This window comes from Pontibacter burrus (genome assembly GCF_010686685.1).
Taxonomy (GTDB): domain Bacteria; phylum Bacteroidota; class Bacteroidia; order Cytophagales; family Hymenobacteraceae; genus Pontibacter; species Pontibacter burrus.
In genome coordinates this window covers 277,210-299,783 of the sequence record NZ_JAAGWD010000003.1, presented here as the reverse complement: position 1 = coordinate 299,783, position 22,574 = coordinate 277,210, and the positions used below count along the sequence as shown (strand labels likewise).

The following is a 22,574-nucleotide window of genomic DNA, read 5'->3' as shown; positions in this document are numbered from 1 at the left end:
CAAACTTGAGTAGAACCTAATTACAGCTAAATGAACCAGTTATAAATCCTAAATCATAGACTACTATTGCAGGTAGCCAAGCGATCTTCCTAAGAATCCTAACATTAAATTTGTATAAAGCGGGATTGTAAGTAATTGAAGGCATTAATGTAAGAAGGAGGTAAAATCCTTAGCAATTGAAAGAGTAAAAAAGAAGGTTCTGATTTAGTAGCCTTGCTTAGTTAATTTATATTTATTCTTGTACAAATAATCACTCAAGGTCACCAGATCACTGTGAAAATGGGTCAATAATTCCATCTTTCGGTCTACTTCAATAAAAAAGCCGCTCCATATCAATTAGAGCGGCTTTTTAGTTCGAAACGTCAAACTCAAGGGGAACTTATCAAACTTTTGAAGAAACAGATAAACTCCCTCAACCATCGCTGACTTGTTTCCGGGTCTTCTTCTCCTAAAGAGTAATACTCCTCTCCTTTACAATTCCAACAGTTTCACTACAATTCAGCTACACTGAAGCTTTCGCCCCCTGTGCCCTCATATCTCAGGTTCACTTCTAAACCATAGAGCTCTTAGGGTACAGATGACGTGCCAGTAGTAGCCAGGCATATAATCTAGAATTTAGCCCCATCAATATGAAAGTATCCTACCCTTATTTTTGCTTCTTTACCAGTTACCGCACCCGCTCACAATAGAACCCCTCCAGTAAACTTAAACACTTTTCCCATAGTGCTAAGAAATCCCCGCATCTTCCTTAAATTAGAGCTCACAAGCAGAAACCTATGATCAAAAATTTAGCACTTTCAGCACTACTGGCAGCCGGCTCAGCCTTGTCTGTTGCTGCGCAGGACGCGCCCTCCTGGATGCGTTACCCGGCTATTTCTCCGGATGGCAAAACCATTGTGTTCACCTACAAGGGCGATCTCTACAGCGTGCCTGCAGCAGGTGGTACGGCTACCCCGCTTACTTTGCACGAAGCACACGACTTCATGCCGGTGTGGAGCCATGATGGCAAATCGATTGCCTTTGCCAGCGACCGCTACGGCAATTTCGACATCTTCGTAATGCCGGCCACAGGTGGAGTGGCGCAGCGCATTACTCACCACTCCGCCAACGAATTCCCTTACGAGTTCAGCCACGACAACAAGACTGTATACTTCGGCTCCAACCGCCTCGACGCGGCCAGTAACCGCCAGTTCCCGACAGCCTACCAGCCGGAATTGTACCAGGTGGCTGCCACGGGCGGTCGCGTAACACAGGTGCTCACAACACCGGCCGAGGAAGTGAAACTGAGCCGCGATAGCAGCAAAATGCTTTATCAGGATAAAAAAGGCGGTGAGAACCAGTGGCGCAAGCACCATGTGTCGTCTGTTACGCGCGACATTTGGGTATACGACACCAAAAGCGGCAAACACACCAAACTCACAACACATGAAGGCGAAGACCGCAACCCGGTTTTTGCTGACAATGATAAAACTATCTATTTCCTGAGCGAGGCCAGCGGCACATTTAACGTGCACAAAATGTCCGCACAGGGACCTAGCAAACCCGAGCAGATTACTTCTTTCGAGAAGCACCCGGTGCGTTTTCTGACGGCTGCAAACGATGGCACGCTGAGCTTTAGCCAGAACGGTGACTTGTACATCAAAAAAACCAGCGGACAGGCACAGAAAGTGAACGTCCGCATTGCAACAGATGCCAGGAACAATAACGAGAGCATCCTAAAAGTAAGCAGTGGCATCAGTGACCTGGCAGTTTCTCCTAACGGAAAAGAAGTAGCCTTCATCTACCGCGGCGAAGTGTTCGTGAGCGCCGTGGAAGGATCCGTGACCAAGCGCATTACCAATACACCGGAGCAGGAGCGCAGCGTGAGTTTCTCGCCAGACGGCAAATCGTTGCTCTACGCCAGCGAGCGCGGCAAGAGTTGGAAGATCTACAAGACCGATATCGTGCGACAGGAGGAGCCTTACTTCTATGCTTCTACGCTTCTTAAGGAAACAGCTTTGGTCGAGAATGACAAAGAAAACTATGATCCGCAGTACTCGCCTGATGGTAAGGAGATTGCCTTTTTGGAAAACCGCATGACCCTTAAAGTGCTTAATCTTGCCAGCAGGCAGGTACGCACCATCCTTAACACCAACGAGCTGTTCTCCATGCGCGATAACGACCAGTACTATACCTGGAGTCCGGATGGCAAGTGGCTGCTGTTTGAGTACTCGGAGCCGGGCTTTGCCAATGGCGAGGTAGGAATTATCGCGGCTGATGGTAAAGGCAAGAAGATCAACCTGACCGAAAGCGGCTATAACGATTATGCTCCGAAATGGATGATGAACGGTAAGGTAATGATCTGGCACAGCAACCGCGACGGCTTGCGCAGCCAGGCCAACAGCGGAGGCGCCCAGGCAGACGTATATGCTCTGTTCTTCACCCAGGATGCTTTTGATAAGTACCGGTTAAGCAAGGAAGATTATGCACTTGTAAAAGAGCAGGAAGAAAAAGTAGCCAAGGATAAGGAGAAAGAAAAAGAGCAGGACAAGAATAAGAAAAAAGCAAAAAAAGACGAAGCTCCTAATAAAGAAGAGCTGCAGATTGACTGGGATGGTATCACCAACCGCAAGGCGAAACTAACGCTGCACTCTTCCAGCTTGTCCGACGCCCTGATGTCAAAAGACGGCGAAACGCTATACTACCTTGCTAGATTCGAGAAAGGCTTTAACCTGTGGTCGACGAGCCTGCGCTCTAAGGAAACCAAAATGCTGGTGACCCTGAACGCCAACCGTGCCCGCATGGTATGGGACAAAGAGCAGAAGAACCTCTTCCTGGAGACTGATGGCAGGATTATCAAACTGGACCCAGCCACAAGCAAGCAGGAAACAGTAAAGATAGATGGTGAGATGAATCTGGACGTAGCCGCTGAGCGTGCCTTTATGTTTGAGCACGTATGGCGCCGCACCAAACAGACTTTCTACACCGCCGGGTACCACGGCGCCAAGTGGGACGAACTGAAGACCGACTACGAAGCTTACCTGCCGCACATCAGCAACGAGTATGAGTTCTCTGAAATGCTGAGCGAGTTGCTGGGCGAGCTGAACGTATCGCACTCCGGCTCCAGCTACAGCAAAAACGACCCGAACGGCGACGCCACTGCTTCGCTGGGCATTTTCTACGACCAAACCTACACTGGCAACGGCATCAAGTTGGACGAGGTAATTGTAGGTGGTCCACTAAACAAAGCCGGTCTGGATCTGAGAGCTGGTATGATTATCGAGAAGATCGATGGCGAAACCATCACACCGGACAAAGACCTGGCGCAGTTCCTGAACCGCAAAGCCGGCAAGAATACGCTCCTGTCTGTAACGGACACCAGTGGGAAGAACAGGAAAGATATCACCGTGAAGCCAATCACGCAAGGAGAGGAAAACGCGTTACTTTACAAGCGCTGGGTGCGCCGCAATGCAGATGAAGTGGATCGTTTGAGCAACGGGCAGCTGGGTTATGTGCACATACCGGGCATGAACGACCCAAGCTACCGCACCGTGTACGAAGAGGTAATGGGTAAATATGCCAACCGCAAAGGCATGGTCGTAGACACCCGTAACAACGGTGGCGGCGACCTGGTTGCCGATCTGGCCATGTTCCTGAGCGGTAAGAAGTTCCTGGATTATACCACAGACACCCGTTCTGCCGGTTTCGAGCCGTCGTTCCGCTGGACCAAGCCGAGCATCGCGCTGGCAAACGAAGCCAACTATAGCGATGGCCACTGCTTCGCCTTCAGCTACACGGACCTGAAACTGGGGAAGTTGGTCGGTATGCCGGTGCCGGGCACCTGCACTTTTGCCGGCTGGGAAATGCTGCAGAACGGCAATGTGCGTTGGGGTGTGCCGCCACTAGGTGTAAAGTATATTCAAGGCCAGTACCTGGAAAACCTGCAGACAGAGCCAGATGTAAAAGTGGCCAACGAGTATGAACTGGTAAGCAAAGGCAAAGACCAGCAATTGGAAGCTGCCGTGAAAGAACTACTCAAAGACATAGAGGCACAGGGAAGCGCTCAAAAATGAGCCATCCCTAAAGAAGTATAAAAAAGGATTAATCCTTAAAATTGAAACGGTGCCAGAGCCTCCCGGTACCGCTTCAATTTTATATGACAGACCTGCATGAGGAGATACTAAAACCACCGTAACTGACTGCTACGAATGTACCAGTACCGAACACTAGTCTTTCGGGTCTTGTTAACCCTGAGCAGGGTCATAAAGTTTCGCGAACCGGAGGCGCAAGTAAGCAGAAAAGTGACGTAGAAGTCACGTGAATGCTTTGAGTAAAGGCAAAAGCAATACGCTTCTATTCTAGTATACATGCTCCAGGATCGTACACCATATCACCAAATCCTTGTGGGAAGGTTCTATAATTCGGTGCTTTAAGCTATTAAAAAGCCTATTAGGTTCCTCTAATAGGCTTTTCATTTACTTAAGACATTATTCGGGTACTAAAATTAGCTATCATCATATTTTACCCTTTAAGTATACATCCATTGCTAAACCGCTTCGAAAGCTATTTCAAGCCACTTTGGTTTAATACGATGTTTCGTCGCACCAATTAGATTTGTATACTTTACTTTTAACTGAAAGAGAAAATTACTTAGAACGCTAGGCCAGTAGCTTTACACTATTTAAAAACACTAAATGTGAGAACATTACATACATTTAATGCAACTACTAAGGCAATCAATTTTGTAACAATAAGATCTTGCAATAAAAGCAATCGCTTTTGCCTTAGATGGAAGTTCATAAACTTATCGCTGTAACAGTAGTCGTAGGGAGGTACTGCCTCGGTTAGTTTCTAGCTTTAACAAGTATAGCCCAGGGGGTAACTTTTCCCCATTAATTTCGATTGGTTTGCCTATCTCTGTTTGGCCTTGCGCAAGTAAAGCTATTCTTTTGCCTTTAACATCGTAAAGTGTAAGCGAATATGCTACTTTCAACATTGAATTTATATATACAGTAGTCCTGCCAGCAAAGGGGTTAGGATAGACCATTAAATTAGGACCAAGCTCTGTAAAGGCCATTAATTGCTGCCGTGTAGCTTGTCCAGTTGTAACTGTAAACTTGCTGCTTGCTGTTATCGAACCTGCTGCTGTCACTACAGATATGTTAACACTCTTAGGAAGCTTGCCTTTGGTCTCAGGAACTATAGCTTTTATTTCAGTTGCAGTATTAGATACAATCTGGGCTGTTGAAGGCCCAAATGTAACCTTGCTGGCTCCGCTCAGGTTACTGCCCTGTAAAGTTACCAAGGTACCTACAGGACCAGAAAGTGGTGTAAAAGAGTTGATTGCTGGCGTCGTAGTTGGCGCGCTATTCACTGTGATAGTAACTGGTGCAGACGCTGTAGTTGCTCCACTATTATCTGTAGCACGAGCCGTGAATTGATATGTACCTGCTGCTACATTACTCCAACTATAACTATAAGGTGTGCTCGTATCTTCACCTAGCTTAGTAGTTCCATTATAGAATTCAACTTTGGCAATGGAACCATCAGAATCAGAAGCATTAGCTGACAGCTGTATATTAGCCGGTGCAGTATAGATTGTGTTATTTGTTGGAGATGTGAGGGCAACAGTTGGTGGCTGATTGCTGCTTCCCCCGCCATCAGTCACAAATACAACATCCACCCAATAGTTACTGGCTTGGTACGTATTATTTGGAAAGGCAGGTGTATTTGTGTAAAGATAAACACCATTGCCTCCATCTGTGCCATTTTGCAGTCCGGTAAGCGGGCCATTGGTAACAGGTTGGTTAAAGCCTGTGCTACTGGCTGAGTAGTAACCGATGCTACTGTGGTAACTGATTATGTAAGTAGTGTTCGCTGAAATAGCAACCGGTGTTTGAAAAGCCACTTGTTGCCAGCCTGATGTAGTTTCATTGACAAAAGTTGCCTGAGCTAATAGTACTCCACTGCTTGAATAAAGTTGGCCAATATGAGTGCCTGTGTTGCCGCCCTGCTTATAGAAGCGTACACCTGTTATCTGCCCTGGCACAGAAGACCGAAATTTCATACCCAATTGTAAAGCCTGACCATCGTTTTCCAGTGCTTCAGAGGGCGCCTGACCGGACAGAAAAACACTGCAAGGACAGGTAAAACTAGTATTGTTCGTTACATTAACATTGATTGATACTGGCGCTCCTATGTTTCCAGAATCATCAAAAGCACGGGTCCTTATTGTATTTGTACCCTGAGTAGCTGGTGTCCATGAAAAGCTCCAGTTTGTAGTTCCATTGGCCAATCGCCAAGTAGCACCACCATCTGTAGATACTTCTACGCCTGCTACTACATTTGCATCAGAGGCGGTACCGCTAATAGTAGTTACAGTACCAATAGCTAAATTAGCTCCGTTTGTTGGAGATGATATTGCTGTGGTTGGTCCTGTAACATCAGTAGAAGCGGATGCAGGTACCAGCCCACTACGTAAACTTCCTGGCTGTACCCCCATGTCTGCAAACAGATTAACCGTTGCTTGCTGAAGCGCTAAACTTGGAGCAGAACTACCTCTGTCGTGATTACTATCTAAACCCCAGGAATATTGTACTGAACCAGCGCCAAACACCAAGGCGCCGCTACCATGTTTGTATAACGACAACTGATGAAGTTTACCATCTATAACGGTTCTGGAAAGCAATACTCTACCAGCGGGGTAAGTAGAACTATAGTTATCCTGTTGGGGATTCCATTCATAACCTATAGTTGCTGGCGTAAAAGTAGCTGTTTGTCCGCTGCTAAGAGATGTAACACTTGTGTTACGCCAAAACCTAAGATTTTTAAGAGTACTGGGCACTTGTATGGCACCATCAGAGTCTTCCCAACTGATTTGCCCTGATAATTCATTTTCAGGACGACACCCATCCCCAATTACATTCCCGGTTACGTATTCACACCCACTACGCCATAATCCAGTCCATTCAGCACTTGGGTCACATTTTCCACTGCAAGTATTTTCGCCACTTGTTCCTTCTTTATAACAAACTAAAGTACGGTATGCAGCTCCATTCGCAGCAATACTATTTTCCCATCGTGTTTTCCAGTACACTTCATTGCCACTAAAGAACGCTAAATGAATACCTGCGTTTCGTGCAGCAGTCACATAATTCCTTTGCCTACCAGACCAATATTCGTCGTGCCCTACTGAGAGAAACACTTTATGGTTTGAAATCAGGTTGCCCCGGCGATCGCTATCTACATTGGTAGTATAAGTCACATTATAACCGTTTGCCTCAAGCCACCGGATCATCGGATACTCTGCGTTAAACAACCAGTCTTCTTCGGCCCCACCGCCACCGCCACCATTACGTGTTATAAATGGACGGTTATAACTTACTTTCGAAGCTTTACCACCCGCACCTGTATAAAGGCTTTTGCCATTACTGTTGTCTCCATACACATTATAAGCCTGCCAGGTAGCGTCAGAAGTCTGAAGAAATAAGTCAGATGTACTGCTATCGTTCCTGACAATAAACACAATATGACTTGCTCCACCGGTATCGGTCCGGGTAAGCTTTGCAATGTAAACTCCTGAAACAGCGTTTGCCGGTATAACCCATTGTGCGGATTCGGCCCAGTTACCGCAATCTAATAAGCCGGTAGTAGAATTAGTAAGGCAAAGTGGCTGACTTTGTGGTAAGGTTGCTGAAATTGTAGCTGTGCCCTGGAACCTGGCTCCATTCCCCTGGTAATATCCAAGTCTGTAAATGCGAATGGTATAAGCTCTTGCATTTGTTTTGATTTTGAAACGGGCAGTTTCGCCAATATTATAACTTATATCAGTTGCGAATCCTTGAATAGTAAGATCTCCTGCTCCAGTAATCTGCCATTCTGAAGCAGGATTGCCTGGAAGTGAGTTTTCAGAAACTATATTATTCTGCCCAAAAGATGCAGTGATACCTGTAAAGAATAGAACATAAAAGACAACTATAAATTTATACTTGCCAACTTGTGTGTAGAATGGATTTCTAAAAAATATAGTTAGAAATGATTTGTGTGATAATTGTAAAGCTTGGGCTAACTTGTGAAATAAGCGCACAGGTGTAAGTAAAATTTTCATTAGCCTACTTTGTAAAAATGCTAAAAAATATCGCTCATATCTTCATTTCAAAAACATCTTAAATTTGATGTTAACTCTAGTTACCGACCATAGCCAGGTCAGAATAATTAAATTTGAATTGCTAATAGTGTTTTAAAAAGCATTTAGAAATTGTGAACATCGGCAATACCGTATAGTAATTATCTCGCTTTATTCAACACAAATGGTCTTCCCTGAATGTCTCGTTTTTCACTTAGAATATATACAACTAGCTCTCTCACATCATGTGAGAATTCAACTTCCTGATAGGTTCCATCAGTCTTAAAACTATGCTCCTCTTCGCCAATCTGAACTATAAATGTTTTTGGCACAGCATCTGGGATTCCTTTCTTGATTGAAAGTTTGGTTACACGTTGGGGGAAGGTTACATGGTCTGGTATCTTGTCGGTAGGAAACTCTGTACCGTTAACCTTAATCCTAAATTCCTGTGCAAAGGCAGCACACGGCATAAAAACTATCAGTAGTATCAATAGAAATCTCATTGTCTAATTTTTATTAAGTATGTTAGATTGAATCAATTACTCATTTGATTCCTTGGGTTAGCAGCATCACTTAGCCAGTACCAGTTTAGTTGTTTTAAAACCAGTTTTAGTTTGTAATCGCACCAGGTATAACCCCTTGGCTAACTGACTGCCATTCACTTCAATGTCATACTGCTCTCCGGCTTTTGCGTCGCCTTGCTTCAATATAGAAACTAACGCACCTCTATAGTCATATAACCTTAATTCATAATCGCTATCCCGTTGTAATTTTATGCTGATAGTTGCTTTCTCTGAAAATGGATTTGGGTAAACGGCAAGTTCATTATCCTGTTCTAGGGCAGGTTGTTGTAAGGTGCTAACCATGCTTGCCGTTGCTCCAGGTGTAATAATAAATTTATTGGTTGTTGTACTGTTGCCACCTGGGGTAGACACTGTGATTTTAACACTTGTTGGTAGCTTGCCATTAACAGTCGGAACTATTGCTTCTAAACTGCCATTACTATTAACAGTAAATAAAGCATTAGACGGACCGAAAGTAACCTTATTTGCAGTTGCTAAATTGTTCCCAATAATGATCACACGCTCACCTACAGGTCCGCTGGTTGGGCTAAAGCTTGTAATGGACGGTGGTCCGGAACTGGCGTTAACAACTGATATATTAACTACGCCAGAAGTAGCAGTTAGTCCGTCATTATCCGTTGCTCTGCATGTTAAAGCATAGTTGCCTGCTGATACAGAATTCCAGGCCAAGCTCCAACCATCTGTACCATCCCTGTCTTCTCCTATTTTCGTACTTCCCTGAAAAAATTCAACTATAGTAACCGCTCCATCATTATCTGATGCATTAGCTATGATAGAAATAGTGGCAGGGGAATTGAATGATGAGCCATTAGATGGGGAAATAATACTTACACTAGGTGCAGCACCTGTTCCTCCTGATACAGTAAATACTGCGTCGCTTATTGCAGTGCCGCCTGGTGATGTAATGCTGATCTTGCCTGTTGTAGCGCCTGCAGGCACAAACGCAGTAATTGAAGTTGCTCCGTTTATGTTGAAAGCTGCTGATACTCCATTAAATAAGACAGCACTCACTTCATTAAAATTAGTACCACTTATTATAACCTGGTCACCTGCTTTTCCGCTGGAGGGACTAAAACCTGAAATAACAGGAGCAGTTGTCACAGGTGTAGATTTTACTGTTATAACTATACTTTCACTACTCTGTGAAACTCCATCTGAAACCCGGAAAATGATTTTATGGCTACCTACCTGCTTTGATGTTGGTGCCCAAGAGAATTGACCAGTGCCGGAATTTAGGGTTGCACCTGCAGGTAATTTATTCGCTGAATATGTAAGTGTCTGTTTCGGCAAATCTGCATCTGACCCCTGTAAACTGAATGAAAGAATCTGCCCAACTCCTATTTCCTTGTTTCCAACAAAGGCCAGTACTGGCACCTGATTAGCTTCTGTAACTTGTACTACAATAGTTTCTTCATCTGTTAATTCTCCATCTGTAACTTTTATAGTAAAGTTATAGCTTCCAGGACCTTGAGCTTCTGTTGGTGTCCATGAGAAAACACCTGTTACAGGGTTTATAGTTGCTTCTGTAACTGAACTAGTCACCGAATAGCTTAGGCTATTTCCAGCCAAGCCGTCATCTGTGGCACTTGCTGTAAAAGTTAACAAGCTTAATTCCGTTACGTTTTTATTTCCGATAGATGCTAGCACAGGAGCTTGGTTACCAGCTTGGCCTATAGTTAAAAGGAAATTATCATTGGCTGTTCCCCCTCTTCCATCGCTAGCCAGTAGGTTGATACTAATTTGCCCCTGACTACCAGCAGGTGGAGTGCCGCTAAAGGTGCGTGTTGAACTGTTAAATGTAAGCCATGAAGGAAGCGTAGCACCATTTGCCAGACTAACAGTATAAGTCAAGGGATCTCCATCGGGATCAGAGAATGTATTTTGATTAAAAGTATAACTATAGGCAACTCCTATAGTTGCGAACTGATCTGAAATTGGAGTTACTAAAACCGGGGGCCGGTTATCGGTTGCATTTACTGCAATATTGACAGCTGAGGATGTCGTCGTTGCACCCTTGTCATCAGTAGCTCTTGCTGTAAGTGTGTAGTTCCCAGCCGTTACATTGGTCCATGTAAAATTCCAGCCATTACTACCTTCGGTATCTTCCCCAAGTTTAGTATTACCATTATAGAATTCTACTTTACTCACTAAACCATCGGTATCGGTGGCACTAGCTGAAATTGCAATAGAAGCTGGAGCTGTAAAAGAGGTATTATTGGCTGGAGCTGTTATTGAAATTACCGGCGCTTTATTCCCCTGCTCTCCATCCGGAGTAAAAACTACATCTACCCAGTAGTTAGCAGAAAGGTAATTATCATTCGGGAAGGCCGGGGTCGAAGAATACTTATATACACCATTAGGGCCATCTTCTCCATTTACAAGGGCTCTCAAAGGTCCATTTGATATTGCCTGTGTAAAGTAGGGATTTGTAGCTGCATACTGTCCATTGCTGCTGTGGTAAGAGATGATGTAAGTAGTGTTGGCCGTTATAGCAACAGGTGTAGAGAATTCAGCTTGTTGCCAGCCAGAGGCAGTTTCATTATTAAACGCAACAGACCCTACTAGCATGCCTGTACTAGTATATAACTGACCGGTATGGGTACTAGTGTTTCCACTCTGTTTATAAAATCGCACGCCCGTAATAAAGCCATTAACAGATGACCTAAACTTCATACCTAACTGAAGGCCCTGCCCATCATTAAACATGATACCAGTAGGTGCATCAGAAGAGCGGAAAACAGAGCATGGGCACATAACAGGTGCTGCATTAACTGTAACACGAACTATAGCTGAAGTTGTAATTGCACCTTTATCATCTGTGGCCTTAGCAGTAATATCATGTATCCCGGCCGCTACTTTAGTCCATGCAAACTCATATGGGCTAGTCAAATCCTCCCCTAGCTTGTTGGTTCCATTATAAAACTCGACTTTGCTTACCGAACCATCAGTATCTGAAGCATTAGTTTTGATTGTAATGGAAGCATCTGCGTCAAATGTAGAATTGTTGGCTGGTGAAGTTATAGTTATAACAGGTGCTTGATTTGGTGGAGCTGAAGTATTGTAAGTAGCCACATAGTTACCAGTTCTACATGGGAAGAATGCATATTCAATTCCCTTTATTACTTCAATCCTATATGTAGCAGCTGCTCCATTAACAGACAGACCTACTAATTTTCCGGTAGTTTCCGTCATAGGCAACATCCCTTCCAGATTACGTGCCCCATTCGCTACATTCACTGTAAAACTTAGCTCATTACCGTTCCAACTCATTTCGCTAAACGATGAACCGTTTCTTCCATCCAACCAGGAGAGTAATTGCTTAGATGATATTACAGGCACATTTCTGGCTTTGGCAGAAGCAATGATAGCGTCAGACCCAGAAGAAGTAGCAGCATCTGTATGCATGTTTGCACAGAAAACTCCATAGTACCCTTCTGTTCCTAAAGCTTTGTTTAAAAGCTGATCAATAGTGAATGGAAATACTTGGTCTGACTCATCAGTCATCTGTGTTGTGAGCTGGTAAACGTCAATTAAACCACCTTGAAGATCCGTAAATCGCATCGGTATACCTGAACCTGTAAACATACCAGGCCTGTTCTGAACCCAAGGGCTGGGCCAGTAATAATAGTTCGCGTCTAATCTAATCCCTTTAGGTCTCTCTACCTGAGGTTGTGTGCTCCAATCACTCCAGGCAATACAGTGTGTTCTGTTTGTGGAAGGGGCTGCAACGCTCGGAAAACGTGTTTTAAATTCGGCTAATTGTGTAGTAAAATCCTGCTCCAGGGAAGTAGGAGTATAGTTACTACAGTTAGTGTTTAAATGTAGTGCAACTTCGAAGCCTTGCTGCTCAAAAGATTTTGCCTCACTATCTGTAATTGGTGTTAGTGGATATATGTAAGACGTACCGCGAATAGCTCTCCAATCGGCAACTGCCTGTTCGCTATTGTCTTCGCTTAATTGAAGGTACTGGTTAAAACGTGCTTTTGTTCCCCCATTGCCATGATCATCACCCGTCATAACAACGGCAGCTTTAAGCCCCCTAGGTAAATACCAAAAACGTGGTACTGGTTTGCGTAAATATAAGGTAATGATATTTGCTAAGAGCCGTTGTTGCTCGTCAGCCTGTGGAATCATTACTTTGTTGAGATCTATCCAATCTGGATAAAACTGGTCATCAGACCGGATAGGGCCAGGCTGCCCATCCCTTTTTTGGCCAGCCCATTGCGGATTTCCCTGACGGGTATATACTACTGAGCGTGCAAGATCATACGTAAAGGAAACTGCTACTCCCCCATTGTTACCTACAGCACGCGCCGTTACAGCCGGATAATTGGTGGAATTACTTGCTGTCGAGTAAAGCGTAGCCAGCTTATTTGTACCATTATTCACATTATACAGGTCTGCTACCCCCTGAAACTGAATAGTTTGATTAACAATCCCCTTTCCAGGTCCTGTAGAAGTATTTACTAGAAGGTAACTGTTAGCAAGAGTGCCGCCATCAGGTGATATACCAAGTAGCGTTCCCAGCTTTGCATCAGGTTTTGAAGCAATTAAAATGCCGCCAGCGTTCACCCATGTACTAAGAACAGAAACTTGTGCATCTGTAAGAGGAATATTACCTACAATTACTATATCGTAGGTGCTTAGCACATCTAGTGTTACAGAAGAAATATCAGTTGAACTATAGCTATTTAAACCTTCAGCCAAAAGTATCTCTGTAAAGTACTGGCTGAATTTGTTAGAAGCCCCACTAACAACCAATATTGATTTACCATTGCTCACTATTGGATTATAAGCTAAGGCTTTGCTAAACTTCGTACCTGAATTATCAACTACTGATGTAAGAAGCTTGTTTTTGTTACTTCCACTACCATTTTTATAGTCACTTGATAGTAGGCTCACTACTAAGGTACTATTATGTAAAGTACCTAACTGAACTTTACTAGCTAAAAGTGGTGCTGCAAAGCCAATAAGTAGAAAGATTAATACAACCCAAAGTAAGTAGTACCTATTTATCCTCAAGAGTATAAAATTCACGCCCATAGTATATCAGAAACAATTATCACTAAAAAATCTCAACCAGCTGACTATCAATCAGGAAGCTATCAGAATAGCTTAAATTAAATGTTGTTAATAAGATAAAATCAGAGGGGTGTTTCCTCATTGTTAATAAGTGGTTAACAGTTTTATCTTATTTTAATTATTTTATATTTTATTGTACGATATCAACTAACTAATAATAGATTGAAGCTAATTATTTTGATTAAAGAGTGAAGTTTGATAGTTAATGAGTTAAAATGGTGTGTAAACATGTCGGCTAGACTCAAGCGAAGTCTAAATCATAGGTAAGTCTATAAATTATAAACTTACCTATGATTTAATATAAAATAATTAACATTTTCAATTATTACACATGTATTAATACAATTAATAATTACAACATCACAATTTATTTTTTTCCGTATGCTATTACAATATGTGTAAACTATCCATAGGCAAGAAGGCAAGAAGGATTCATTAACTGTATGCAGAGTTTGGATTTAAAACATTTGAATGTATAATAAATCAATGCACATATGTTCTATTTTATTTACCTGAGGGTAAACCTGGCATTTGAGTTCATTAACTCCTACATATAACCATACATTCTCTTCTCCAAAATTGAGAATTTCACAAGTCTCTAAGCCGCATAAAAGACTTGAGAGGTCTTTTATGCGGCTTCTCATCATATTAGGAGCAGCCAGTGCTGTTATTTTTCTGACATGGTACATCAATCCCGAAATAGTTGGCTTCACTCCGCTTTTTATTCTTCTCAGCATTTCAATAGGCTATAAGTTTTTACGTGTGTTTTTTGAGTGGTACCATTTCTGGTCGATATGTAGCACCAAAGCCCCAGCAACTTCTCTTACTTGGACTGTGGACGTCCTTACAACAGCAGTTCCGGGCGAACCATTTGAGATGATCCGAAATACATTAGTTGCTATAAAAAACATAAGGTATCCGCATAACTCTTTTTTGTGTGATGAAGGAAACGACCCTGGGTTACGGAGGTTATGTTTTGACTTAGGTATACATTACATTACCAGAAAAGATAATAAAGATGCGAAAGCAGGAAATATTAATAATGCATTATTTACTGCAGCAACTGGTGATATTTGTGTAATTCTAGATCCAGATCACCAACCATTACCCAATTTTCTGGATACTGTGTTGCCTTTCTTTGAAAATGAAAAAGTGGGGTTTGTGCAAATAGTACAGGCTTATGCAAACTCAGATGCCAGCTTTATTGCTAAAGGGGCAGCTCAACAAACGTATGGGTTCTATGGCCCCTTAATGATGGGAATGAATTGCTATGGTACGGTTCAGGCATTAGGAGCAAACTGCACCTTTAGGAGAGAAGCACTAGATTCAATTGGTGGCCATGCTCCCGGACTGGCAGAAGATATGCATACTGCCATGAGATTGCATGCTGAAGGTTGGGAATCGGTATATGTGCCCCAGATATTAACCCACGGACTTGTACCTGCTACACTACCTGCCTATTATAAACAGCAGCTTAAATGGTCAAGGGGTACTTTCGAGCTGCTGATGACTGTGTTCCCTATTCTATTCTCAAGTTTTTCCTGGAGACAAAAATTACATTATTTTTTATTACCGCTTCATTTCGCGTCGGGTATAATTACATTAATAGACCTTTCAATCCCTGTTATTGCATTACTTACAGGGTTTACCCCTATTCATATTGATTTCAGTACCTTTCTGCTTTCAGTAACTCCTTTTGCAGCATCAGTAATTCTCATCAGACAGTATTCTCAAAAATGGCATATTGAGAAACATGAAAATGGGCTCCACATAAGGGGAGGTATAACTCTTTTAGGTACTTGGTGGATTCATATCCTTGGTTTCGTTTATACCTTATTCCGTATAGAAGTCCCCTATATCGCAACCCCAAAAGACGATAAACCAACTAATAACTTGTTATTAAGTCTTCCTAATATTATAGCCTGCATAATATGTATAGGAGCTGTTTATTATGGTTTGTCCTACGATTGGACCCCCTATAGTTTATATATGGCTTTCTTTGCTGCTTCTAATGCAACTTTGTTGCTCATTTTTATATTAGCTGGGCAACATCAACTGTTTTATAGTTTAAAACGCACCTTAACTAGATTCAATTATTTAAGTGTTATCAGAACACCGATACTAAATTTTACCAATAAAATATATCCCAGCACTTATAACATTCTACAACAAGGAGCGCCTATTTTTATTCCTCTTATATTTATTTGCTGCTGTAGCGCCAATCTAGCCAGTAATCTGCCCCTCTTTAAGAATATAGAAGCAAATGAACAAAATATAAAAAACGTAGGGGGCTATTACGTCGGTCTTTATTCTCCGGATATCCAAGATTACAATTCCCTTATTCACCTTCAAACTATAGAGCAGAGCATACAATCTAAATTCAATATTGTATCAATATACGAGTTTTGGGGGCCTGAGAGTCTAGAGAACTTTCCAGACGAAATATTAACGAAAATAGCTAAAAAAGGGGCTATACCAATGATTACATGGGAACCTTATGTAAGTTCATTCCCAGAACGTGCAGACCGGCCTGAATTAAGGTATGAACAAAAAGGATTGGCAGCAATTTCTGAAGGGAAATTTGATGATTATCTGCAACAATTTGCTTTGAAGATTCGGGCTTATGACAAGCCAGTATTTATAAGATTCGCACACGAACCTGATAACCCGGCCTACCCTTGGTCTAAAACTGGCAAGAATACGCCTGAAGAATATAAAGCCGCCTGGAGAAAAGTAGTTTCAACTTTTGCAGCCCTTGGAGTGCATAATGTAACCTGGATCTGGAACCCATGGGATCCAGGTACTTTTAATGAATATTACCCAGGGGATCAATATGTAGACTGGATAGGAATTACGAGCTTAAACTATGGCAAAGCTTCTGATAATGGTAAATGGCGTTCCTTTTCTGAAATTTATGACCCTTTCAGGTCAGATATTCTTAGAATGAAAAAGCCAGTCATGCTTGCTGAGTTCGGCTCTACAGATTATGGCGGTAATAAAACAGAGTGGATAAATACCTCTTTGCAAACTATAGCGAATAAATACAAAGAAGTCAGGTCTATCGTTTTCTTCAACAGTAACAAAGATAAAAATTGGATTACCAACTGGCGTCCCGATGATTCGACTCAATTTATAGACTGGACCATCACAGATCCTAAAGCAATAGCTGCATCTGTGTCTCAGATTTCTGCAAATAATTTAGTATTCACGCTACAAAGTCTTTCAAAACAAACCTCTGCTCATAATGTGGCAATTAACCAATCTGTTATTGGAGGGCCTGGGAATTTTCAACTTGTTGTAAAGGGTAAGCCCTTCTATATAAAAGGTATAGCTTATAACCCCATGCATAGTTGGCGGGATGGCCATTATCCCCTAACCAGAAAGCAGGTTGACAGCGATTTTAAGATGATTAAAGAAATGGGTGGAAATACTATCAGACGTTATCACCCAAGCATTTATGACAAGAACATTCTTACCTCAGCTGAACAACATGACCTGAAAGTAGTATATGGATTTTGGTTTGATCCGGATGTAGACTATTACAGAGATACTTTAAAAGTACAGGAATACATAGAGCTAGTAGAGGAGAAAGTCATTAAATTCAGAGATTCTCCGGCTGTACTGGCTTGGACTTTGGGTAACGAAACAAGCGGATTGCTTAAGAAGAAGTTTAACCAACCATACTTAGGAATTGTAAGGCGGGCGTACATCAGCATGATCGAGAAACTAGCGCAACGCATACATGCACTTGACCCTAACAGACCAGTGATCACAGCCTTAGAGCATTCATGGCAATTACCAGGCGAACTGGTTTCTTATCATCAATTGGCTCCTTCTATAGATATCATAGGTATAAACTCATACTATGACGAGCAGATTAGTAAAGTAAAATCGCTAGTAACTGAATTTGACAAATCTCGCCCTTATATTATATCAGAGTTTGGCCCTAGCGGATACTGGAACCCGGAATATACTACAATAGATAAAAACAAAGAACTGGTTGAAGAAGACGATATACAGAAAGCTGAATTATATACAAAAGAATGGCATAACTATGTTCTTAACTACAAAGGGTATAACCTGGGAGGTTTTGCATTTAGCTGGAAAGACAGATATGAGGGTACGGCAACCTGGTTTGGTTTAACCGATTTCAGGGGAAGAAAAAAACCTGCCTTACTAGCGATGAAGAATGCATGGTTAAACCAGACAAAAGCTTTCCCACTTCCTAAAGTTACCATTGTGGGCCCTAACTTTAGAGTACTACCCGGTAAAGAATACAAATTTATAGCCCACTTTAAATCAAGCAGAAAGCTTAGGGTGGAATGGAAACTATACAAAGATGATTATGTACAGGAGCTAGCACATATTAAAGAAATAAAAGATTCAAGCTCAGTATATCTAACTATACCTAAAGGGGTGAATCGCTGCCGCTTATATGCATATGTATATGATGAAAACGGAAATGTAACTACAGCCAGCAAGACCATTAACATCTTCAGATATTAGCAGTTTTGGGTCTCAAAATAGAAGTAGTATGAAAATACATCCACTATTATTACTCTTTATTTTTCTGTTTCTTTTAATAAGTTATAGTTGCAAACCTAAAACTGAACCATCGGGCACATTAAATAAAAAAATTGAAGTAAAACACATTAATAACAGTTTCAAGCTCTACAGAAACAATGAACCTTATTTTATAAAAGGAGCCGGAGGATATCAGCATTATGACGCTCTAAAAGCAGCTGGAGGCAACTCTATCAGAATCTGGAGCACAGAGAATGCAAAGCAAATCTTAGATGAAGCTCATAAATTAGGATTAACAGTGATTGTCGGTTTAAAGGTAGCATATGCCAAAACCGAACTAGACTATAACGATCCACAAGCAGTTGAGCGTCAACTTAAAGAATTAAAAAAAGAGGTTTTAACTTATAAAGATCATCCTGCATTACTCATGTGGGGTATTGGGAATGAACCAACGCTACATTTAAGTCCTTACGACTTTTTGCAGCACAACAATACCTGGTCGGCTATTGATGATATTGCAAAAATGATCCATGAGCTAGATCCCCACCACCCTACTACGACCATGCTTCAGGACATCTCCCCTATAACGGTCTTTTACATCAGTAGCTTTTGTAAAAACATCGATATTCTATCAGTCAATATTTTCAGGGATGTTAAAAAAGGTTCTATTTCTAAAGAATTAAGATCCCTTGGATGGACAGGACCTTATATACTGTCAGAATATGGTGCTTTAGGTTATTGGGCTGAAGAAAAACAAACTGATTGGTATTCTCTATTTGAATTAACAAGTACCAACAAAGCAGATTTTATCCAAAGGTATTACGAACAGTATATTGAGGCTGACAGCATGAATTGCCTTGGGTCTTATATATTTTATTGGGGTCAGAAAAATGAATATACTCCGACCTGGCTTAGTCTCTTTACTGATAAAGGTGAGCGTACTGATATTATAGATAGGATGCAGTTTATATGGACTAAACAATGGCCATTAAACAGAGCCCCTTCTATTCATAAACTTACAATAAATAAGCTTGAACAACCCAGCAGTATATACCTGAATCCAAATGAGAGTCTTAAGGTAGACATTGTAACACATGATGTAGAAGCAGACTCTATAAGTATATTCTGGGAAATTATAGCTGATGATTCTGAAAGGCATTTTGATGCTACCTATAACCAAGAAAGTAATAAGGTGATCAAAAAAGGGGTATTCCATGCAGCATCACTATTTTTAACCAAAGATAATTTGAGACAAAATATAAGTCTACAAACTGTAGCACCATCAGAAACAGGGCCCTACAGGCTTTATATTTATGTTAAAGATAAAACAGAAGGGGTAGCTACAGCCAACATTCCTTTCTACGTTGTAGAAGATTGATTATAACATTAATAAAGTTGGTCACTCATCAATAATTCATTTTAAAGCTGACCACCCGAGCACCAACATAATTGCACTTTAGCGCACCATCACAAGTCTATACTTTCAATAGATTATAAATAAATCATTACATCAAAACTTAAGCCTCACCTTAAAACAATACTTTTTTATATTATAAATGAAAGTATTAACATATATAGATTAAAACAAAAACATATTACATGTCTTATCACCATATACATTTAATCCAATCCACATATAACACCCAAACACAAAACACTCACACAACTATCTTAAAACAAGCCAATTTAGCCATATAGCAAATAAAAATCGACTATACCAAAACCTACACCAATATTTAAATACAAATTCAACCAATCATCAACTTCAAAAAACCAACCCATTACGGTAACTATTCAAATAAGTTTATAGATTTTTTGACGAATTTTAAAAAAACCTATTGCGGGCAAATAAAATTGCATAGTTTTGCATTCACAACACTCCACAAACTTTGACATTTTAGATATTTCAAAGTTGCTGACACTACATCCGCACTCTCAAAGTGCCCGACCTTTTGCATCATTTGTGTTATTATCAATTCAAGTTACTTATTGGATAAACTCTACATAAAACCAAACTAATTTTTTCACTTTTAGCCAAATTTTATGAAGTTCAAAACACATTATTGGTTAGCACCAGTTTTACTAGGCTTTCTTTCAACATCTTGTGATAAGAAAGATTTAGAAGAGGTAGTACCAACAGCCTCCGCAGTACACACATCCAATGCCACATCGGCTAATGTTTTCTTCGAGCGTTTGTTTGAGACAAGCGATGGCCTTTCCGGGCTTAATCTGGAAAAAGCCTACAGCTATTCCATGCAGATCTCCAATGCCACAGCTTATGAAGGCAGCCAGTCGCTGCGCATTGAATTGCGCGAGAGCGATGCTGAAGTAGCCGGAGGCACCCGCTCTGAGTTAAACCTGGGCCATGCCCAAAACAAGGAGCAATGGTATTCCTTTGCTGTCTACTTCCCAGCTCAGTACAACACCCCGGACCGGGCAGCCGAGCAGATCATGCAGTGGCACGCCGTGCCTGATGCAGGCGAAGAATGGCGTACACCGGCCAAGTCACTACAGATTCAGAACGGGCGCTTTATCATGAAAATTGGCTACAACTCACAGCCAATCTCAAGTGCTTCAGTTCCGTTTGAAGGCGAGAAGCAGTACGACCTGGGACCGGTAACAACAGATGCCTGGCAGCAATTTGCCTTCCACGTAATTCACTCCTATGGCAGCGATGGCCTGGTGGAAGTATGGAAGAACGGCACTAAAATTCTCGAGCACCGCGGTGGCAACAGCTACAACGATACCAGGCTGCCGTACTGGAAGGTAGGTTTGTACAAGTGGCCATGGAACGGTACAGGCAAAACAGATGTAAGTACCCGTGTGCTCTACTTTGACAACATCCGCCAGGGAACTTCGGCTGCGACACTGGAAGAAATGACCGGAAAAAAAATAACTCAACCCGCTCCAACTCCTACTCCAGAGCCAGAAGTAACTCCTACTCCAGAGCCAGAAGTAACTCCTACTCCAGAGCCAGAAGTAACTCCTACTCCAGAGCCAGAAGTAACTCCTACTCCAGAGCCTACGCCAACAAAAAAATGGAACAATGGTAAAGGTCCTAACAAGGAGCATCCCAAAAAAAAAAATTAAAAAATAAGTTAAAACGCTAAGAGCTTTAAATAAGGAAAAGGTAGCTAGTTATACTAGCTACCTTTTTTTATGTCTTAAATGTAGATTTGCTACAATCAAATGAATCTAAAAATGCTTTTGTTTATTATTACTAGAATCTGCACCGCACCCGCTAGAAAATTTTAATAAAAATGTAATCTCAAAGAAAAATGTCTGTTTCTATCCGTATACGCTTATTAACCAGCTTTTACACTTTTTGATAATTAGTGTACCAGCTATTGCGACAGCTGGTATCAAACTATAGTTGAAGAATCTCAACTTTAAAGCATTTTATGAAAGCATCAATTAGCTGTGCTTTTTTATCATTTCTGTTGCAATTTAGCTCTTGTGATAGGGTTAAGCCAAAAGAAACGCACGCTTCCAATTCCGCAGTACACACATCCAATGCCACATCGGCTAATGTTTTCTTCGAGCGTTTGTTTGAGACAAGCGATGGCCTTTCCGGGCTTAATCTGGAAAAAGCCTACAGCTATTCCATGCAGATCTCCAATGCCACAGCTTATGAAGGCAGCCAGTCGCTGCGCATTGAATTGCGCGAGAGCGATGCTGAAGTAGCCGGAGGCACCCGCTCTGAGTTAAACCTGGGCCATGCCCAAAACAAGGAGCAATGGTATTCCTTTGCTGTCTACTTCCCAGCTCAGTACAACACCCCGGACCGGGCAGCCGAGCAGATCATGCAGTGGCACGCCGTGCCTGATGCAGGCGAAGAATGGCGTACACCGGCCAAGTCACTACAGATTCAGAACGGGCGCTTTATCATGAAAATTGGCTACAACTCACAGCCAATCTCAAGTGCTTCAGTTCCGTTTGAAGGCGAGAAGCAGTACGACCTGGGACCGGTAACAACAGATGCCTGGCAGCAATTTGCCTTCCACGTAATTCACTCCTATGGCAGCGATGGCCTGGTGGAAGTATGGAAGAACGGCACTAAAATTCTCGAGCACCGCGGTGGCAACAGCTACAACGATACCAGGCTGCCGTACTGGAAGGTAGGTTTGTACAAGTGGCCATGGAACGGTACAGGCAAAACAGATGTAAGTACCCGTGTGCTCTACTTTGACAACATCCGCCAGGGAACTTCGGCTGCGACACTGGAAGAAATGACCGGAAAAAAAATAACTCAACCCGCTCCAGTTTCTGGGTAAACATCT

Annotated in this window: 9 protein-coding genes; 5 read left to right on the top strand and 4 right to left on the bottom strand. The window is 42.0% G+C overall.

What is annotated here, in order from left to right; all coding sequences use genetic code 11:
• Positions 1 to 776 precede the first annotated feature (776 nt).
• Entirely contained in the window at positions 777 to 4,052 is a 3,276-nt protein-coding gene (locus GXP69_RS08650; RefSeq protein ID WP_163914422.1) for a S41 family peptidase, read from the top strand.
• Positions 4,053 to 4,783: 731 nt separating this feature from the next.
• On the opposite strand, the gene GXP69_RS08645 is transcribed toward GXP69_RS08650, so the two are convergent.
• The 4 genes from GXP69_RS08645 to GXP69_RS08630 all read right to left on the bottom strand — a co-directional run bounded on the left by GXP69_RS08645 (position 4,784) and on the right by GXP69_RS08630 (position 14,507).
• Positions 4,784 to 8,086: a N,N-dimethylformamidase beta subunit family domain-containing protein gene (locus tag GXP69_RS08645; protein ID WP_163914420.1), complete on the bottom strand. Its 3,303-nt coding sequence runs from the start codon at positions 8,084 to 8,086 to the stop codon at positions 4,784 to 4,786.
• 179 nt (positions 8,087 to 8,265) lie between these two features.
• Positions 8,266 to 8,607, bottom strand: a complete 342-nt coding sequence (locus GXP69_RS08640) for a hypothetical protein (protein WP_163914418.1) — start codon at positions 8,605 to 8,607, stop codon at positions 8,266 to 8,268.
• Positions 8,608 to 8,673: 66 nt separating this feature from the next.
• Entirely contained in the window at positions 8,674 to 13,731 is a 5,058-nt protein-coding gene (locus GXP69_RS08635; RefSeq protein ID WP_163914416.1) for an Ig-like domain-containing protein, read from the bottom strand.
• Between the two features lie 497 nt (positions 13,732 to 14,228).
• On the bottom strand, positions 14,229 to 14,507 hold the full coding sequence (locus tag GXP69_RS08630) for a hypothetical protein (protein WP_163914414.1): 279 nt from the start codon (positions 14,505 to 14,507) through the stop codon (positions 14,229 to 14,231).
• A 139-nt stretch (positions 14,508 to 14,646) separates the two neighbouring features.
• On the opposite strand from GXP69_RS08630, the gene GXP69_RS08625 reads away from it, so the two are divergent.
• The 4 genes from GXP69_RS08625 (at position 14,647) to GXP69_RS08610 (ending at position 22,568) form a co-directional block, all read left to right on the top strand.
• Complete coding sequence (locus GXP69_RS08625) at positions 14,647 to 18,276, top strand: glycosyltransferase family 2 protein (protein WP_163914412.1); 3,630 nt, start codon at positions 14,647 to 14,649, stop codon at positions 18,274 to 18,276.
• Between the two features lie 28 nt (positions 18,277 to 18,304).
• Positions 18,305 to 19,672, top strand: a complete 1,368-nt coding sequence (locus GXP69_RS08620) for a glycoside hydrolase family 2 TIM barrel-domain containing protein (protein ID WP_163914410.1) — start codon at positions 18,305 to 18,307, stop codon at positions 19,670 to 19,672.
• Positions 19,673 to 20,337: 665 nt separating this feature from the next.
• Entirely contained in the window at positions 20,338 to 21,384 is a 1,047-nt protein-coding gene (locus GXP69_RS08615; protein WP_163914409.1) for a polysaccharide lyase, read from the top strand.
• Between the two features lie 311 nt (positions 21,385 to 21,695).
• Complete coding sequence (locus GXP69_RS08610) at positions 21,696 to 22,568, top strand: polysaccharide lyase (RefSeq protein WP_163914407.1); 873 nt, start codon at positions 21,696 to 21,698, stop codon at positions 22,566 to 22,568.
• The last annotated feature ends 6 nt before the right edge of the window (positions 22,569 to 22,574 follow it).